Source organism: Synechococcus sp. R5-15 (genome assembly GCF_047462035.1).
GTDB lineage: Bacteria > Cyanobacteriota > Cyanobacteriia > Thermostichales > Thermostichaceae > Thermostichus.
This window is the reverse complement of record NZ_JANSIK010000140.1, coordinates 1-15,214: the sequence shown is the minus strand read 5'-3', so window position 1 is coordinate 15,214 and position 15,214 is coordinate 1. Positions and strand designations below refer to the sequence as shown.

Sequence of the window (15,214 nt, the reverse complement as noted above, 5' to 3'; positions counted from 1 at the left end):
AAAGTGTGGAGACACACCCCAAAATAATCCGCCGCTTCTCTCGGTTTTACATACCTAGCCATACCAAGCAACCATACTGAACATACTGTACATTATTTTCAGTATAGTCCAGCGTATCATTGACTAGAGTCATGCTCCTGCCAGCCAAGATTCGATCTGCCGGCAAGGGATCCCTGCCTTAACCGATGGAAAAAACCTGATCCAGACTCAACTCTCCAGCCCGGATCCCAGGGATCCCAACTTTTTCTTTGGGGGTGTAAGCCTCTCTTTTCTGGTAAACTCCCGACCCTGTTGGCAAGCTGTACGTCTCTAGGCAGTTCTCTTGCAAGTTCAAGATCCAGTAGTTGGGGATCCCGGCTTTGGCGTAGAGTCCGAGTTTGACTTCCCGATCATAGGTAAGGGAAGAATCAGCCACTTCGATGATGAGATAGATGTCTTCGGGCTGAGGATGCCGAGAGCGGTACTCATCCTGCTGAAAGCGCACAATGGCAAAGTCGGGCTCCGGCTCGTGATTGGGGGGCAGTTGCACCGGATCCTGGGTGCGCACAATAGCTTGCTCCTGCACAAGGCCCACCAACAGTCGGTACAGGCGGCTACAGTAGGCGGCGTGCCTCTCCCCTTTCGTCATCTTTTGAACCAGGAGCCCGTCAATCAGCTCCAACTGATTGGGCTCTTCAATCTGTCCAGACTCAATCAGTCGATGAAACTCCTCAAAGGTATATCGCCTGATATAGGGATCCAATCGGGCGGCTAGAGTCATCGACCAAACTCATCAGACCCTAAACTTCATATCACCACTCTACCAACTCACAAAAAAGGGATCCCCGGACAAGCCGAGGGATCCCTATTCAGCAGGTTATGGGCTTGCTACCCCGACTGAGAGGCTGTCGAGGCGATAACAAAGGCCGCGTAGGTCAACACGTAACCCACCGTGAAGTGAGCCAGACCCACCAGACGACCTTGGACAATCGACATGGCCACCGGCTTGTCTTTCCAGCGGATCAGCTTGGCCAAGGGAGTGCGCTCATGCGCCCACACCAAGGTCTCGATCAGCTCTTGCCAGTAGCCGCGCCAGGAGATCAAGAACATGAACCCGGTTGCCCACACCAGGTGGCCGAACAGGAACATCCAGGCCCAAACCGCCAGGTTATTCATCCCGTAGGGGTTGTAGCCGTTGATCAACTGGGCGGAGTTGGCCCAGAGGTAATCCCGCAGCCAGCCCATCAGGTAGGTGGAGTTCTCGTTGAACTGGGCAGTGTTGCCGCTCCAAACCCCAAGCTGCTTCCAGTGCCAGTAGAAGGTAACCCAGCCGATGGTGTTCAGCATCCAGAACATGGCCAGGTAGAAGGCATCCCAGGCGGAGATGTCGCAGGTGCCGCCTCGACCCGGGCCGTCGCAGGGGAAGCTGTAGCCGAAGTCTTTTTTATCCGGCATCAGCTTAGAGCCGCGAGCATCCAACGCACCTTTCACCAGGATCAAGGTGGTGGTGTGCAGGCCCAGGGCAATGGCGTGGTGCACCAGGAAGTCACCCGGGCCAATGGGCAGGAACAGGGATCCATTGGGATCGTTGATGGCCTGCAGCCAGCCCGGCAGCCACACGTTGCCGTAGTTGGGCCAAGCGGTAGAAGCAAGGCTGTCGGGGTTGGACAACAACACATCCATGCCGTAGATCATCTTGCCGTGAGAGGCCTGGATGAACTGGGCGAACACCGGCTCGATCAAGATCTGCTTCTCGGGCGTGCCGAAGGCTTGCATGACATCGTTGTGGACGTACAGCCCCAGGGTGTGGAAGCCCAGGAACAGCGATACCCAGCTGAGGTGGGAGATGATCGCTTCCTTGTGATCCAGCACCCGCGCCAGCACGTTGTTCTTGTTGGCCTCAGGATCGTAGTCCCGCACCAGGAAGATGGCCCCGTGGGCAAACGCCCCCACCATCAAGAAGCCAGCAATGTACTGGTGATGGGTGTAGAGAGCCGCCTCCGTGGTGTGATCCATGGACATGAACACGTAGGGGTTAAGGGCGTACATGTGCTGCGCCACCAGCGAGGTCACCACCCCCAGACAGGCCAAGGCCAGAGCCAACTGGAAGTGCAGGGAGTTGTTGACCGTGTCGTAGAGACCTTTGTGGCCTTCTCCCAGCAGGCCTCCGAAGGGAGTGCCCTTGGGGGGGTTGTGGGCGCCAAGGATCTCCCGGATGCTGTGGCCAATGCCCCAGTTGGTGCGGTACATGTGGCCGGCCACGATGAAGATCACCGCGATGGCCAGGTGGTGGTGGGCCATGTCCGTCAGCCACAGGGACTGGGTGTTGGGGTTAAAGCCACCCAAGAAGGTGAGGATGGCCGTGCCCGCCCCTTCTGCCGTGCCCCAGACATGGTTGGCCGTGTCCGGGTTCTGGGCATACACCCCCCAGTTGAGGGTAAAGAAGGGCTTCAGACCTGCCGGGTGGGGCAGAGTGGTAAGGAAGTTGTCCCAGCCTACGTGCTGCCCGCGGGACTCGGGGATGGCGACGTGTACCAGGTGACCAGTCCAAGCCAGGGAACTGACCCCAAACAAGCCGGCCAGGTGGTGGTTGAGACGGGCTTCAGCGTTCTTGAACCAGCTCAGGCTAGGCCGGAAGCGGGGCTGCAGGTGCAGCCAGCCGGCAAACAGAAACACCGCCGCCAACAACAACAGGCCAATGGCACCGGCGTAGAGATCGCCGTTGGTGCGCAGGCCAATGGTGTTGAACCAGTAGTACAGGCCAGAGTAGGCCGCGTTGACGGGGCCGCCGCCCCCCGGTTGGGTAAAGGCTTCCACCGCTGCCTTGCCAAAGTGGGGATCCCAGATGGCGTGGGCGATGGGGGTGACACCCGTGGGGTTGGCTACCCATTGCTCATAGTTGCCTTGCCAGGCAATGTGGAAGACGTTGCCGGAGGCCCACAGGAAGATGATTGCCAGATGGCCAAAGTGGGTGGCGAACAGCTTTTGGTAAAGCCGCTCCTCCGTCATGCCATCGTGGGTCTCGAAGTCGTGGGCGGTGGCAATGCCATACCACAGCCGACGCGTGGTGGGATCGCTGGCCAGGTCTTGGCTGAATTGGGGAAAACGAGTTGCAGTTGTCATGATTCTCTCTTCCTCCTTGCCTTAGCCGAGTGCGCCGAACCGTGCCAGGAAGAACGCCCAGGTGGTGACGATCCCTCCCAACAGGTAGTGGGCCACACCGACCGCCCGACCCTGAATGATGCTCAGAGCGCGGGGTTGAATGGCCGGAGCGACTTTTAGCTTGTTGTGGGCCCAAACGATGGACTCAATCAGCTCCTGCCAGTAGCCGCGACCGCTGAACAGGAACATCAGGCTGAAGGCCCAGACAAAGTGAGCGCCCAAGAAGAGCAGCCCATAAGCCGACAGAGCCGAGCCGTAGGAGTTGATCACCTGCACCGATTGCGCCCACAGGAAGTCCCGCAACCAGCCGTTGATGTTAATGGCGCTGGTGGCAAAGTTGCCGCCGGTGATGTGCTCAATCGTGCCATCGGCGTTGACGGTGCCCCAGATGTCGCTCTGCATCTTCCAGCTGAAGTGGAAGATCACGATGGAGATGCAGTTGTACATCCAGAACAGCCCCAGGAACACGTGATCCCAGCCGGAGACCTGGCAGGTGCCGCCGCGGCCCGGGCCATCGCAGGGGAAGCGGAAGCCCAATTTGCCTTTGTCCGGGATCAACCGGGAAGAGCGGGCAAACAACACCCCCTTGAGCAGGATCAGCACCGTAATGTGGATGGTCATGGCGTGGATGTGGTGCACCATGAAGTCCGCCGTGCCCAGCACCATGGGCATCATGGACACCTTGCCACCCACAGCCACCACGTCGCCACCAAAGATGGGGCTAACCGAGGCGCCCACATAGGGAGCGGTGCTGGCAATGGCCGAAGTGTGCAGCGACTGGATCCACTGGGCAAAGATGGGCTGCAGTTGGATGCCGGTGTCCGAGAACATGTCCTGCGGACGGCCCAGGGCTTGCATCGTGTCGTTGTGGACGTAGAAGCCAAAGGCGTGGAAGCCCAAGAACAGACACACCCAGTTGAGGTGGCTGATGATGGCGTCGCGGTGGCGCAATACCCGATCCAACACGTTGTTGCGGTTCACCGCCGGGTCGTAGTCCCGCACCATGTAAATGGCCCCGTGGGCAGCACCCCCCACCACGAAGAAGCCGCCTATCCACATGTGGTGGGTAAACAGGGAGATCTGGGTGGCGTAGTCAATGCCCATGTAGGGGTAGGGGTTCATGGCGTACATGTGCTGGGCCACGATGATGCTCAGGGATCCCACCATGGCCAGGTTGATGGCCAGCTGGGCATGCCAAGAGGTGGTGAGCACTTCGTAGAGGCCCTTGTGGCCTTCGCCGGTGAAGGGGCCTTTGTGGGCTTCCAGGATCTCTTTAATGGAGTGGCCGATGCCCCAGTTGGTGCGGTACATGTGGCCGGCCACGATAAAGAGCACGGCAATGGCCAAGTGGTGGTGGGCTTGATCGGTTAGCCAGAGGGCGCCCGTTTGCGGATCCAGGCCACCCTTGAAGGTGAGGAACTCCGCGTATTTGCCCCAATCCAAGGTAAAGAAGGGCACCACCCCGCTGAAGATGCCCCAATCCACGCTGGGGAACATCTCCTTCATCAAGGCGGGCTTGAGGATGAACTCGTGGGGCAAAGGCACCTGGTCAGCCGGCACGCCCGCATCCAACATCTTGTTGATGGGAATGGCCACGTGGATTTGGTGGCCAGCCCAGGCCAAAGAACCCAGCCCCAGCAGGCCCGCTAGGTGGTGGTTGAGCATCGATTCCACATTTTGGAACCACTCCAGCTTGGGAGCCCGCTTGTGGTAGTGGAACCAGCCGGCAAACAGGCACAACCCGGCCATCACCAAGCCACCGATGGCGGTGCAGAGGAGTTGAAACTCATTGGTGATGCCGGCAGCTCGCCAGAGGTGAAATAGACCAGAAGTAATGCGGATCCCTTCGAAGCCGCCGCCCACATCCCCATTCAGGATCTCTTGGCCGAAGATGGGCCAGACCACTTGGGCGCTGGGCTTGACGTTGATCGGATCCGCCAGCCAAGCAGAATAGTTGGAGAACTGAGCTCCGTGGTAGTACATGCCGCTCAGCCAGACGAAAACCACTGCCAAGTGGCCGAAGTGAGCGGAAAAGATCTTACGAGAGACGTCTTCTAAGTCGCTGGTGTGACTGTCGAAGTCATGAGCAAGAGCATGGAGGTTCCAGATCCAGGTCGTGGTCTTGGGGCCACGGGATAGGCTGCGGTCGAAGTGCCCCGGCTTGGCCCATTTCTCAAATGAGGTGGGAACCGGATCCACGTCAACCGACACCTTGACCTTCGGCTCTCGCTCCTTTGGCGTAGTTGTCATCAAGAACTCCTCTCTTGCGACAAGGAACGAAGCATCCCTACCCCTTGGCAGAAGATTCCCCCAGGGCAGGACTTACCTGGCATTATAGGTCAGGGTTTGTGAGCCCTCAGTTGCTTCACAATAATTAAACGAGGGATCCCTTGTCCCATCGAGGCTGGAGTCGATTGGCAATTGTTTTTTCGATCATAGATGTAAATATATGTAACGAATTTTCAGTCGACCCAATGGGTTCTAATGAAGGGTTGAAACCAGACAACAAGCAGCAAGGGATCCCCTGGGTGGGGATGTGTGGTAAAACCCTGGCAGCCCTTTTGCAGATACCACCCTATGACCCTAGAGATTCCCCGTCGCCAATACGTCAGCAACTACGGCCCCACCGTAGGGGATCGGGTGCGCCTGGCGGATACCGAACTGATCATCGAGGTGGAGGAGGATTTCACCACCTACGGCGAGGAGATTAAGTTTGGGGGCGGCAAAACCATCCGCGATGGCATGGGGCAATCGCCGACGGCCACCCGCGCCAACGGGGCCTTGGATCTGGTGATCACCAACGCCCTGATCCTGGACTGGTGGGGCATTGTCAAGGCGGATGTGGGCATTCGCGATGGCTACATTGTCGGCATCGGCAAGGCCGGCAACCCCAACATCCAAGCGGGGGTGACGCCGGGCATGGTGGTTGGCCCCAGCACTGAGGTGATTGCCGGGGAAAACCTGATCCTGACAGCGGGCGGGATCGATGCCCATGTGCATTTCATCTGTCCGCAGCTGTGCGAGTTTGCCATCGCCTCGGGAGTGACCACCCTTTTGGGGGGCGGAACTGGGCCGGCCACAGGCAGCAACGCCACCACCTGCACCCCTGGAGCTTGGAACTTGGGCAAGATGTTGCAGGCGGCGGAGGGGTTCCCCGTCAATTTGGGCTTCTTTGGCAAGGGAAACGCGGCTTTTCCCGCAGCTTTGCGGGAACAGGTGGAAGCGGGGGCCTGCGGCCTCAAGATCCATGAAGATTGGGGATCCACGCCGGCGGTGATCGACAGCTGTTTGCAAGTCTCGGATGAGTACGACATCCAAACCCTCATCCACACCGATACTTTAAATGAATCGGCTTTTGTGGAAGATACCATCGCCGCCATCAATGGCCGCACCATTCACACCTTCCACACCGAAGGGGCCGGGGGTGGGCATGCCCCCGACATCATCCGCATTGCCTCCGAGCCCAACGTGCTGCCCAGCTCCACCAATCCCACCCGCCCCTTTACCCGCAACACCATCGAAGAGCATCTGGACATGCTGATGGTGTGTCACCACCTGAGCAAGAATGTGCCGGAGGATATTGCTTTTGCCGAAAGCCGCATTCGCCCCCAAACCATCGCCGCCGAGGACATCTTGCATGACATGGGGGTGTTCAGCATCATCTCTTCCGACTCGCAGGCCATGGGCCGGGTGGGGGAGGTGATCATCCGCACTTGGCAGACAGCTCACAAGATGAAGGTGCAGCGGGGGCCTTTGCCGCAAGACAGCAGCCGCAACGACAACTTCCGGGCCAAGCGTTACGTGGCTAAGTACACCATCTGCCCCGCCATCGCCCAAGGACTCAGCCACGTCATCGGGTCGGTGGAGGTGGGAAAACTGGCGGATCTGTGTCTGTGGAAGCCGGCCTTTTTTGGGGTTAAGCCGGAAATCGTCCTGAAGGGGGGCCTGATTGCCTACGCCCAAATGGGGGATCCCAATGCTTCCATTCCGACCCCGCAGCCGGTGTACCCTCGCCCCATGTTCGGCAGCTTTGGCCGCGCCCTGACCGAGACCAGCCTGCTCTTTGTCTCCCAGGCTGCTCTAGACTTGGGGATCCCGGAAAAACTGGGGATTCAGCGCCGGGCCGTAGCGGTGAAAAATTGCCGCGAGATCGGCAAAGCGGATTTGAAACTCAATACCGCCACTCCCCACATTGAGGTGAACCCAGAGACCTATGAAGTGCGGGCCGATGGAGAGCTGCTCACCTGCGAGCCGGCAGAGGTGCTGCCCATGGCGCAGCGGTATTTTCTGTTCTAATTTGGGTGTTCTAATTTGGGAGAGCTTGAGAGCTCCTTGGGAGGTTGACCGGTAACTCAAGCATGGGCCACCTTGTTCTCCGCCACCTCAGCAAGCGCTTCCACAAGCGAGGGATCCCTGTCCTCAGGGATTTGTCTTTGAGCGTGGAAGCAGGGGAGATCTTTGCCTTGCTGGGGCCGTCGGGCTGCGGCAAGTCCACCACCCTCAATCTCATCGCCGGCCTGCTGGAGCCGGATCCCTTGCCCTATCCGGGGGAAATCTGGCTGGACGGGATCCCCCTCAACCCTCTGCCGCCGGAACGGCGCGGCGTGACTTTGCTGTCCCAACACAGCCGCCTGTTTCCCCACCTGAGCGTGGGGGAGAATGTCGCTTTTGGCCTGAAAATGCGGGGCATTCCCCGGGCAGAGCGGGAGGCTGCCGCCTGGCGCATGTTGGAGCGGGTGCAATTGCCCGGATTGGCTCAGCGTCGGCCTAGCCAGCTTTCTGGCGGACAAGCGCAGCGGGTGGCCCTGGCGCGGGCTTTGGTGATTCGGCCCAAGGTGCTGCTGTTGGATGAACCTTTATCGGCCCTGGATGCCAACCTGCGCCAAGAGATGCAGGCTCTCATCCTGGAGCTGCAGGCGGAAACAGGGGTGACGACGGTGCTGGTTACCCACGATCAAGCAGAAGCCACAGCCATGGCCCAACGCATCGGCCTGATGTTTGAGGGGCAGCTACACCAGGTGGGATCCCCTGTGGAGTTCTATCAGCAGCCGCGCTCCGAGCGCATTGCCCGCTTTTTTGGCGGGGTCAATTTTTTCGATGCGCAGGCGGAGGGTCACCAACTTCGCCTCAACAACGGGATCCGCTTGAAAAGCGCCGCACCACTCCAAGGTCAGGTGCGGCTGACGGTGCGCCCGGAACAGGTGCAGGTGTTTCCCCATCCGCCCGGCTTGGCCGACAATGTTTTCTCCGCTCAAGTGATGGCGGAACGCTTTGCAGGCACCCAGCGACGGCTGACCTTGCAAGCCCCTTGGGGCAGTCTGCAGGCTTGGGTGGCTCCCCACCAAGTGTTTGCGCCGGGGCAGGCAGTGTGGATCCATTTGCCGCCAGAGGCTCTGTGGCCTGTGGAGATTGGCGGGGATCCCTCACCCCCGGCCCTTTTCCCAAAGGAGGAGGGGAGAGTTTAAGTTGAATCTGGAACCTGAAAGTTGGATGGGGATGGTGGCAAGGCTATGCAACCCAAAAGCGTTTTCTGGAAGCGACGGCAGGTGTTGGCCGGCCTGGGATCCCTGGGAGCTTGGGCGTTGAGTCAAGGCTCTCCGTTTGCCCAGAATACCTCACAGAGTTCGGTGGATCTGGGATCCCTGAGCTGGGCAGACATTCTGGAGCGGGCGCGGGGCAGCTCTGTCAACTGGGCCATGTGGAGCGGCAGCGAGGCCATCAATGGCTTCGTGGATGGCTGGGTGAAAAGCCAGTTGCAGGAGCGTTATGGCATTCGCTTGAACCGGATCCCGCTCACGGATACCGTTGAAGCAGTCAACAAGGTGATTGGGGAGGTACAGGCCGGGCTGCGCAGCGGCGGCAGCATCGATCTCATCTGGATCAATGGCAACAACTTCCGCACCCTCAAGCAGGGGAATTTGCTCTTCGGCCCCTTTGCTGAGAAATTGCCCAGCTTGCCCTTCTACGATCCCGCCGATATTGCAACGGATTTTGGCCTGCCCACCGAGGGCTATTCTGCACCCTACACCGGCAACTACTTTTTAATGGCCTATGATGCCGAACGGGTGCCCAATCCCCCCCAGAGCTACGCCGAACTGTTGGCTTGGGCAGAGGCCAATCCAGGGCGATTTACCTACGTGGCCCCGCCGGATTTTCATGGCAGCCGCTTTTTGTTGAGCGCCTTCTATGGTGTGACCGGGGGCTATGCTCAGTACAGCGGGCCGGACTTCGATGCCGATCTCTGGGCGCGACAATCCCCTGCCCTGGTGGAATACCTGAGAAAGCTGGATCCCTTCCTGTGGAGACAGGGCCAAACCTACCCGCCCACCTTTGCCCGCCTGGCGGAGCTTTTTGCCAACGGCGAAGTGTGGCTCATCCCCACCTTTATCGATCAGGTGATCTTACGCAAGGGCAACGGCCAATTTCCCCCCAGCACCACCCCCTATGGGATCCCGGGCACCAGCTTGATCGATCCCTCGTTTACAGCCATTCCCATTAATGCGGCCAATCCTTGGGGGGCGATGGTCTTGGCGGAGGTTTTGGCCAGCCCGGAGGGGCAGCTGGAAAAGTTCAAGCCGGAGGTCTGGGGGGATCTGCCGCTCATTGATGTCAGCCGGTTGTCTGCCGACTACCAAACAGCTTTTGCCCAGCTGGAGGCTGCCGCCGGGATCCCCATTCAAGAGGCCATTGCTGGGGCAGTGCCCATCGTGAACTCCGAATACACGGTGCAACTGGAGGCCCTCTGGCAGCAACAAGTCTTGCCGGGATAGGGGTCACCCAGCCTCTCTCTCTTGGGGATCCGACATTGCGGGCAATGGCGGAGCAGGATCCTCACCTTGGGGCAACCAAACTTGGAAATGCGTCCATCCATCCGAGCTGTTGACGGAGATATTCCCCCCCATATGCTCCACCAGTTGCTTCACCAAAGCCAGCCCCAGGCCGGTGCCGCCGTGCTTCCAGCGATCCGATTGCGGGATCCGGTAAAACTTTTCAAAGATGCGGGGCAGCTCTGGCTCTGGGATCTCGCTGCTGTTGCTGCAGACGAAGAGGATCCCCTCTCCTTCTGAGACAACCCGCAGGTGGATGGATCCCTCGGGGGCCGTGTACTTGATGGCGTTGTGCAGCAGCTCGCGCAGAATGCGCCCCAAGCAGGTGGGGTCGGCCCAAAGCGAGGGGATCCCTGCCTCCAGGTGCAGTTGCAGGTGTTGATGTTTGGCTTGGGCCAAAGGCTGAGCCCCGTCCAGCAAATCTTGTAAATACCGCGGCAGAAAAATATTCTCTGGTTGCAGCAGATACGTCCCGGCTCCCAGCCGTCGCATATCCAGCAGGTCGTTAATGAGCTCGATTTGCCGGTTGCACTCTTTCAGGGCAATGGTGAAGTAGTGCCGCTGTTTCTCGGGGTTATCGCGGGTCATTTGCAGCATTTGCAAGGCCATGCGCACATTGGTCATGGGGGTGCGCAGCTCGTGCGAGACGGTGCTGAGGAAATCATCCTTCAGCAGATTCAGCCGCTCCAATTCCTTCACCTGCGCTTGGGCTGCTTGGTACAAACGGGCTTGGCGGATGGCCAGGGCACATAGGTTGGCCACCTGATAGGCCAGTTGAATCTCGTCTTCGGAAAACTCTTGCTCCGGCAGCCGCTCCAACAGCAAAGCTCCCAGCCGCTTCTCTTTGTCCCAAAGGGTGCAGACCAGCAGCCGCACCCAGCGTCCTTCCTTCCGACAACAGCAGTGGATTTCCCATTTCTGCTGCGAGGAAGAATGGGACTGCAGCAGGCGCAAGAACTCCGGGTCGCTGGCGTAGTCTCGGCCATGCAAGGGATCCGCCCTGTCGCCCTGAGCTGCATCAGAAGAGAGAAGGGGGGAGTAGCAGTAGCCGGGGATCCAGGTTGACCCATCTTCTGTTCGCGCTACTCGGACGGAGTCCTTGAGCAGCAGGATTTGGCAGCAGGTCAGGCTTAGCGCTTCGGCAAGGGCTCTGACCACTTCTTCCAGGATTTCCCCCTCGTTTAGGCTGACCACCATCCGGCTGCTGATGGCGCGCAGCACCCCCTCAAAATGCAAGGCTTGCTGCAGCTTGGCCGTGCGCAGCTCCACCTGGGCTTCCAGCTCCCGGTTGAGGGCTTGCAACTGTTGTTCTGCCCGCTTTTGCTCGGTGATCTCCCGCCCCACCGACAGGATCTCCACCAAGCGGCCTTGGCTGTCGAAAATGCCCTGATCCACCCAGCTAATCCAGCGGGACTGGCCGTTTTCTCCGGGATACTCCCGCTCGCTGCAGTAGAAAGGATGCTCAGGCGTGAGAGCAGCAAAAGCTTGCAACACCTTAGCCTGAGCCTGCTCTTCTTCCGGCAGCCGATCCCGCCAAGGTTGGCCCACCACCTCCTCTGCCCGCCGACCGAAGAAGCGCAAGTAGGCAGGATTGACGAAGGTGATGCAGGTATCGGGCCGAAAGCGGCAAATGAGCTCTGTCTGCTGCTCCACCACGGCGCGGTATTCTTGCTGCTGCTGCCAGAGACGATCCAGCAGGGCCTGCTGAGCTGCTGCCGCCTGCTGCCAGGCTTTGGTTAGCGTCTGCACCTCCTGGATGGGGCCGGGATCCAAAGGGGGCCAGGGCTGGAAGCCGCTTTGGATAAATTGCTCGGCGATTTGGGTGAGGCGGCGCAGGGGACGGGAGAGAGCTTCGCCGAGGAGGATCCCTGTCCCCAGCATGCTCAGCAATAGCCCACCCCCCAGCAGCGCAGCCTGTTGGGCGCCCCGATGGACTTCGGCCAGAAGGGTTGCCTCTGGGATCCCGTACACGAAATAAAAACCTAGCCTCCCTTCACTCTGAACGGACTTCACCTCCGCCCAGTAGGGGATCCCTCCGACCTTGAGGCGCAGCGGATTTTGAGAAGAGGCCGTCTCCCAGGAGCCCACCTGCTCTTGCACAGCCACCAGCAGCGGATGGGGAGCAGGCCCCGCCGTACTGGCCACCACCTGTCCTTCCTCGTCCAGCAGAAAACTCACCTCTGCAGGAGAACGGCCTTCTAGCCGCTCCAGGAAGGCTTGAAGCTGCGCAATGGACAGGGAAGCCACTAAGCTGCCGTAAACCCGCCCCCCCGAGTCGGTCAGAGACAGGGACGTCACGATCAGCCGCTCTGGATCCTGGGTGGAAGACTCGGCAAAAAATCGGGTTACCACCCAAGTGTCGCGGATCCCTTCCGACTGCAGGAGCTGGGGAAACCAGAACAACTGCCTCAGATCCACAAAGCCCAACCGGCGAGTGAACCCTGTGGGATCCCCTGTCTCTGGATCCCGTTGGCAGCCCTGGACGGATCCCGGCAAGAGGCCGAGTGTATGGTAAGTCCAGATCGACCCATCGGCGTGACGGCGGGCGATCACAAACCCCCCTTGAGCCGAGACAAAGCCGACATAGCTGAGCTCAGGAAATGGCTGCAACTGGCGGGCAAAGTGAGCTTCCAAAAGCTCTAGATCGGCTGGGCTGGGGGTTGTCAAATCGGGCAGCAGCCCCCCCCTCACTGCCCCTTGATTGAGGGCATTGATCTGAAGGGGAATTTGCAAATATCTGGCAAGATGCTCTTCGGTGCGGTCGGTAACTTCCCGCCTCAGTTGCTCCGTCAAGCGCAGCGCCAGGTGTCGCCCGCCCTGCCAGGAGAGATAGGCCACTCCCCCCACTCCCCCTGCTACTGAGAGCACTAGGGGCAGCAGCAACGCCACCCGCAAAGGAATGGAGCGGAAAGGCCACCGGGATCGCACTTCAGAAGAACCAGAGGAAGACGGCATGGGATCCCTCACAGAACCTCAGGCTTGGGGAGGTTCCAAAGCCCGCTGCAGAGTGCCAAGGCCGATCTCGGCCGCAATAGCCAGAAGGGCCACTGGAACCGCCCCCACCAGCAAGATGGCGTTGTCATAGAGAGCAAACCCCAGGGTGATAAAAGTACCCAGCCCTCCCGCGCCGATAAACGCTGCCAGAGTAGCACTGGCAATCACCTCAATCGTAGCCGTTTTAACACCGGCCAGGATCACCGGCAAAGCCAAGGGGATCTCCACGTGCCGTAACACCTGGCCAGGAGTCATGCCCATGCTCAGGGCAGCTTCCCGCAGGGCCGGCTCAAGGCTGCGGAAGGCCACATCCGTGCTGATCAGAATGGGGGGCAAAGCCAGGAGGGTTAGCGCGACAACTGCCGAACGAAAGCTGAGGCCAAAATAGGGGATGGCCAAAAACAAAATGGCCAAACTGGGGATCACCCGCAGGCTGCTGAACGCATTGATCACCACCAGAGAAAGCATCTGGGAGCGGGAGCTGAAAAAACCCAGCGGCAAACCCAACAGCAGCCCCATTCCCAAAGGCACCGCCACCAGTTGCAGGTGTTGGACGAAAGCTTGAAACAGCATGTCGCTGTGGTTCTGGGCGTAGCTGAGGGAGCGGGCCAAAAGGCTCATTGCCAATCCGAGTTGCCGTCTGTATCCTGCCTATCTTCCCTAATGGTGTCTGGATCCCTGTTTGGGGGGTGGTTGGCTTCTCGCTCTTGCAAACGGCGGATTTGGGAGCGCACCTGCAAAGCAATCTGTAAAGCAGTCTCTAGGATACGACCCTGTTCGCTGGCCTGCTCGCTCACCTGCAGAGCTGTCAACGCTGCCAAGTTATCTCCAAAGAACTCGCTCTGCTGCTCGATCAAGTCTTCGTTTTGCCGCAAGATCCGTTCGGTTTTCAAGGCGCGAATGAGATCGGCCCGGGTCAGTTTCAGGGCTTCGATCACCTCAGCCCTCTGGGCCAGCTTCACCTCGGGGTTGCCCGCTTCCACCAACTGGTCGTTGACGTGGATGGCCTGGATGATTCGGTTGTAGCGATCCACTTCCCCCAGCAAGTTCAACAGCAGCGGCATGCGACGGCTGCGGAAAATCCAATAGGCTTGGCCCAGGGCGGCAATAGCCGCCAGGATCCCCCATTCCACCAGCCAAGTGCCCCAAGTGGCCTGTAGGCCAGGGATCCAAATCCGCCCCACCAGGGTAAGTAGGGATCCCCCTGTCCAGAAGGTCAAGAAGCGCAAGAACAAATCCAGCGTCACCAGCAAGCGTAGGAGATCCCAGAAGGCGGAGAACTGGCGCAGACGGTCTTTAAAACGACGAACGGGCCGAGGCCGATACAACCAAGCCACCGGCACTTGAGAGAGGCTTTCAACTTGAGCTGGGGAGATGATCAGCTCTTGTAAGTCCCGCTGCATCGCCATTTGCTCTGCTGAGGCTGGGAAGTTTTCCCATTGTACTTGCGACCTTGAGCAGCTTGGGCTTGCTCAGGGATCCCTTCCCAGAAGGGAAGCTGCCTGGCCAAGTCTCGATAGAATGGGGTTCGCTGGGCTGTTTGCGTCTTCACGCCCTCGTGCTCACGTTGTAGGGCAACAGTGAGACACAAGACAGCTCGTCAAACGCAAAGGAGAAGAGCAGGGTGACCAGCCAATTGCGCCAACTGAAGGCCCATCTCGCTGAACCGGAAAACTTTGCCCCCTACGGACAGGTCATTTGCCCCACTCCCGATCACAAACCCTTCGACAGTCAAGATGCTCAGTTGTTCTTGAATCAAGGGCAGCCCCGCTTTTACATCATGCGCTTGCCTCGCCGCGGCCTCAAGTTTACTCAGATCACCCACCACATCCGCTGCACCCAGTGCCTGGGATCCCTGAATGGCAAGGAGTGGTTTATTGGTGTTGCACCGCCTGCCGATGAGCTGCACGTGGATCAGATTCAAGCCTTTCGGGTGCCTGGGGATCGCTTTATCAAGCTGGAGATGGGCACTTGGCATGCCGGCCCCTATTTTGACCACGAAGAGTTCATCGATTTCTACAACTTGGAGCTGGCCGACACCAACATCACCGATCACGAAACCATAAACTTACTCCAAACCTACAACCTGGAGTTCCAGATCACCCCCTGACAAGCTTTTGGGGATCCCTTATCAATCGGGCAAAAAGCAGCATTGATCACAGCAATCTTTCGCTTGAGCGCAAGAAGAGCATGCCTCTAACCCCCAAAACCCTGAACTTTGCTGAATTTACTGAGCTTTAGGCGGTTTGGCA

Annotated in this window: 10 protein-coding genes and 1 pseudogene; 4 read left to right on the top strand and 7 right to left on the bottom strand. The window is 59.1% G+C overall.

Annotated features, from left to right (window positions below):
- The 4 genes and pseudogenes from NW839_RS11555 to psaA form a co-directional block, all read right to left on the bottom strand.
- Positions 1 to 62, bottom strand: a pseudogene (locus NW839_RS11555) (IS607 family transposase); the annotation flags it as partial.
- 116 nt (positions 63 to 178) lie between these two features.
- Positions 179 to 760 carry a Uma2 family endonuclease gene (locus NW839_RS11550; protein WP_414351198.1) on the bottom strand — a complete coding sequence of 194 codons (582 nt, stop codon included), beginning with the start codon at positions 758 to 760 and terminating at the stop codon, positions 179 to 181.
- A 107-nt stretch (positions 761 to 867) separates the two neighbouring features.
- On the bottom strand, positions 868 to 3,102 hold the full coding sequence (psaB, locus tag NW839_RS11545) for a photosystem I core protein PsaB (RefSeq protein WP_011431693.1): 2,235 nt from the start codon (positions 3,100 to 3,102) through the stop codon (positions 868 to 870).
- 21 nt (positions 3,103 to 3,123) lie between these two features.
- The gene (psaA, locus tag NW839_RS11540; RefSeq protein ID WP_414351196.1) at positions 3,124 to 5,391 is read right to left on the bottom strand and encodes a photosystem I core protein PsaA; all 2,268 of its coding nucleotides are present in this window, start codon (positions 5,389 to 5,391) and stop codon (positions 3,124 to 3,126) included.
- Positions 5,392 to 5,718: 327 nt separating this feature from the next.
- Between psaA and ureC the strand changes: the two genes are divergently transcribed.
- The 3 genes from ureC to NW839_RS11525 all read left to right on the top strand — a co-directional run bounded on the left by ureC (position 5,719) and on the right by NW839_RS11525 (position 9,911).
- Positions 5,719 to 7,437 (top strand): urease subunit alpha, encoded by a 1,719-nt coding sequence (ureC, locus tag NW839_RS11535; protein ID WP_414351194.1) that lies wholly within the window; start codon positions 5,719 to 5,721, stop codon positions 7,435 to 7,437.
- Positions 7,438 to 7,499: 62 nt separating this feature from the next.
- A complete protein-coding gene (locus NW839_RS11530) occupies positions 7,500 to 8,606 on the top strand; it encodes an ABC transporter ATP-binding protein (protein WP_414351192.1) in 1,107 nt (368 codons plus the stop codon).
- A 45-nt stretch (positions 8,607 to 8,651) separates the two neighbouring features.
- Positions 8,652 to 9,911, top strand: a complete 1,260-nt coding sequence (locus NW839_RS11525; protein WP_414351190.1) for an ABC transporter substrate-binding protein — start codon at positions 8,652 to 8,654, stop codon at positions 9,909 to 9,911.
- 3 nt (positions 9,912 to 9,914) lie between these two features.
- Here the strand turns inward: NW839_RS11525 and NW839_RS11520 are convergent, their stop codons facing one another.
- Genes NW839_RS11520 through NW839_RS11510 form a run of 3 tightly spaced genes read right to left on the bottom strand, consistent with a single transcriptional unit; the run spans position 9,915 to position 14,371 of the window.
- Positions 9,915 to 12,923, bottom strand: coding sequence for an ATP-binding protein (locus tag NW839_RS11520; RefSeq protein WP_414351188.1), 3,009 nt, complete (start codon positions 12,921 to 12,923; stop codon positions 9,915 to 9,917).
- An 18-nt stretch (positions 12,924 to 12,941) separates the two neighbouring features.
- Positions 12,942 to 13,583 (bottom strand): ABC transporter permease, encoded by a 642-nt coding sequence (locus tag NW839_RS11515; protein ID WP_414351185.1) that lies wholly within the window; start codon positions 13,581 to 13,583, stop codon positions 12,942 to 12,944.
- Positions 13,580 to 14,371, bottom strand: a complete 792-nt coding sequence (locus tag NW839_RS11510; RefSeq protein WP_414351182.1) for a hypothetical protein — start codon at positions 14,369 to 14,371, stop codon at positions 13,580 to 13,582. The genes NW839_RS11515 and NW839_RS11510 overlap by 4 nt, the downstream gene beginning before the upstream one ends.
- A 215-nt stretch (positions 14,372 to 14,586) precedes the next feature.
- Between NW839_RS11510 and NW839_RS11505 the strand changes: the two genes are divergently transcribed.
- Positions 14,587 to 15,072, top strand: coding sequence for an ureidoglycolate lyase (locus tag NW839_RS11505; protein ID WP_011431703.1), 486 nt, complete (start codon positions 14,587 to 14,589; stop codon positions 15,070 to 15,072).
- Positions 15,073 to 15,214 lie beyond the last annotated feature (142 nt).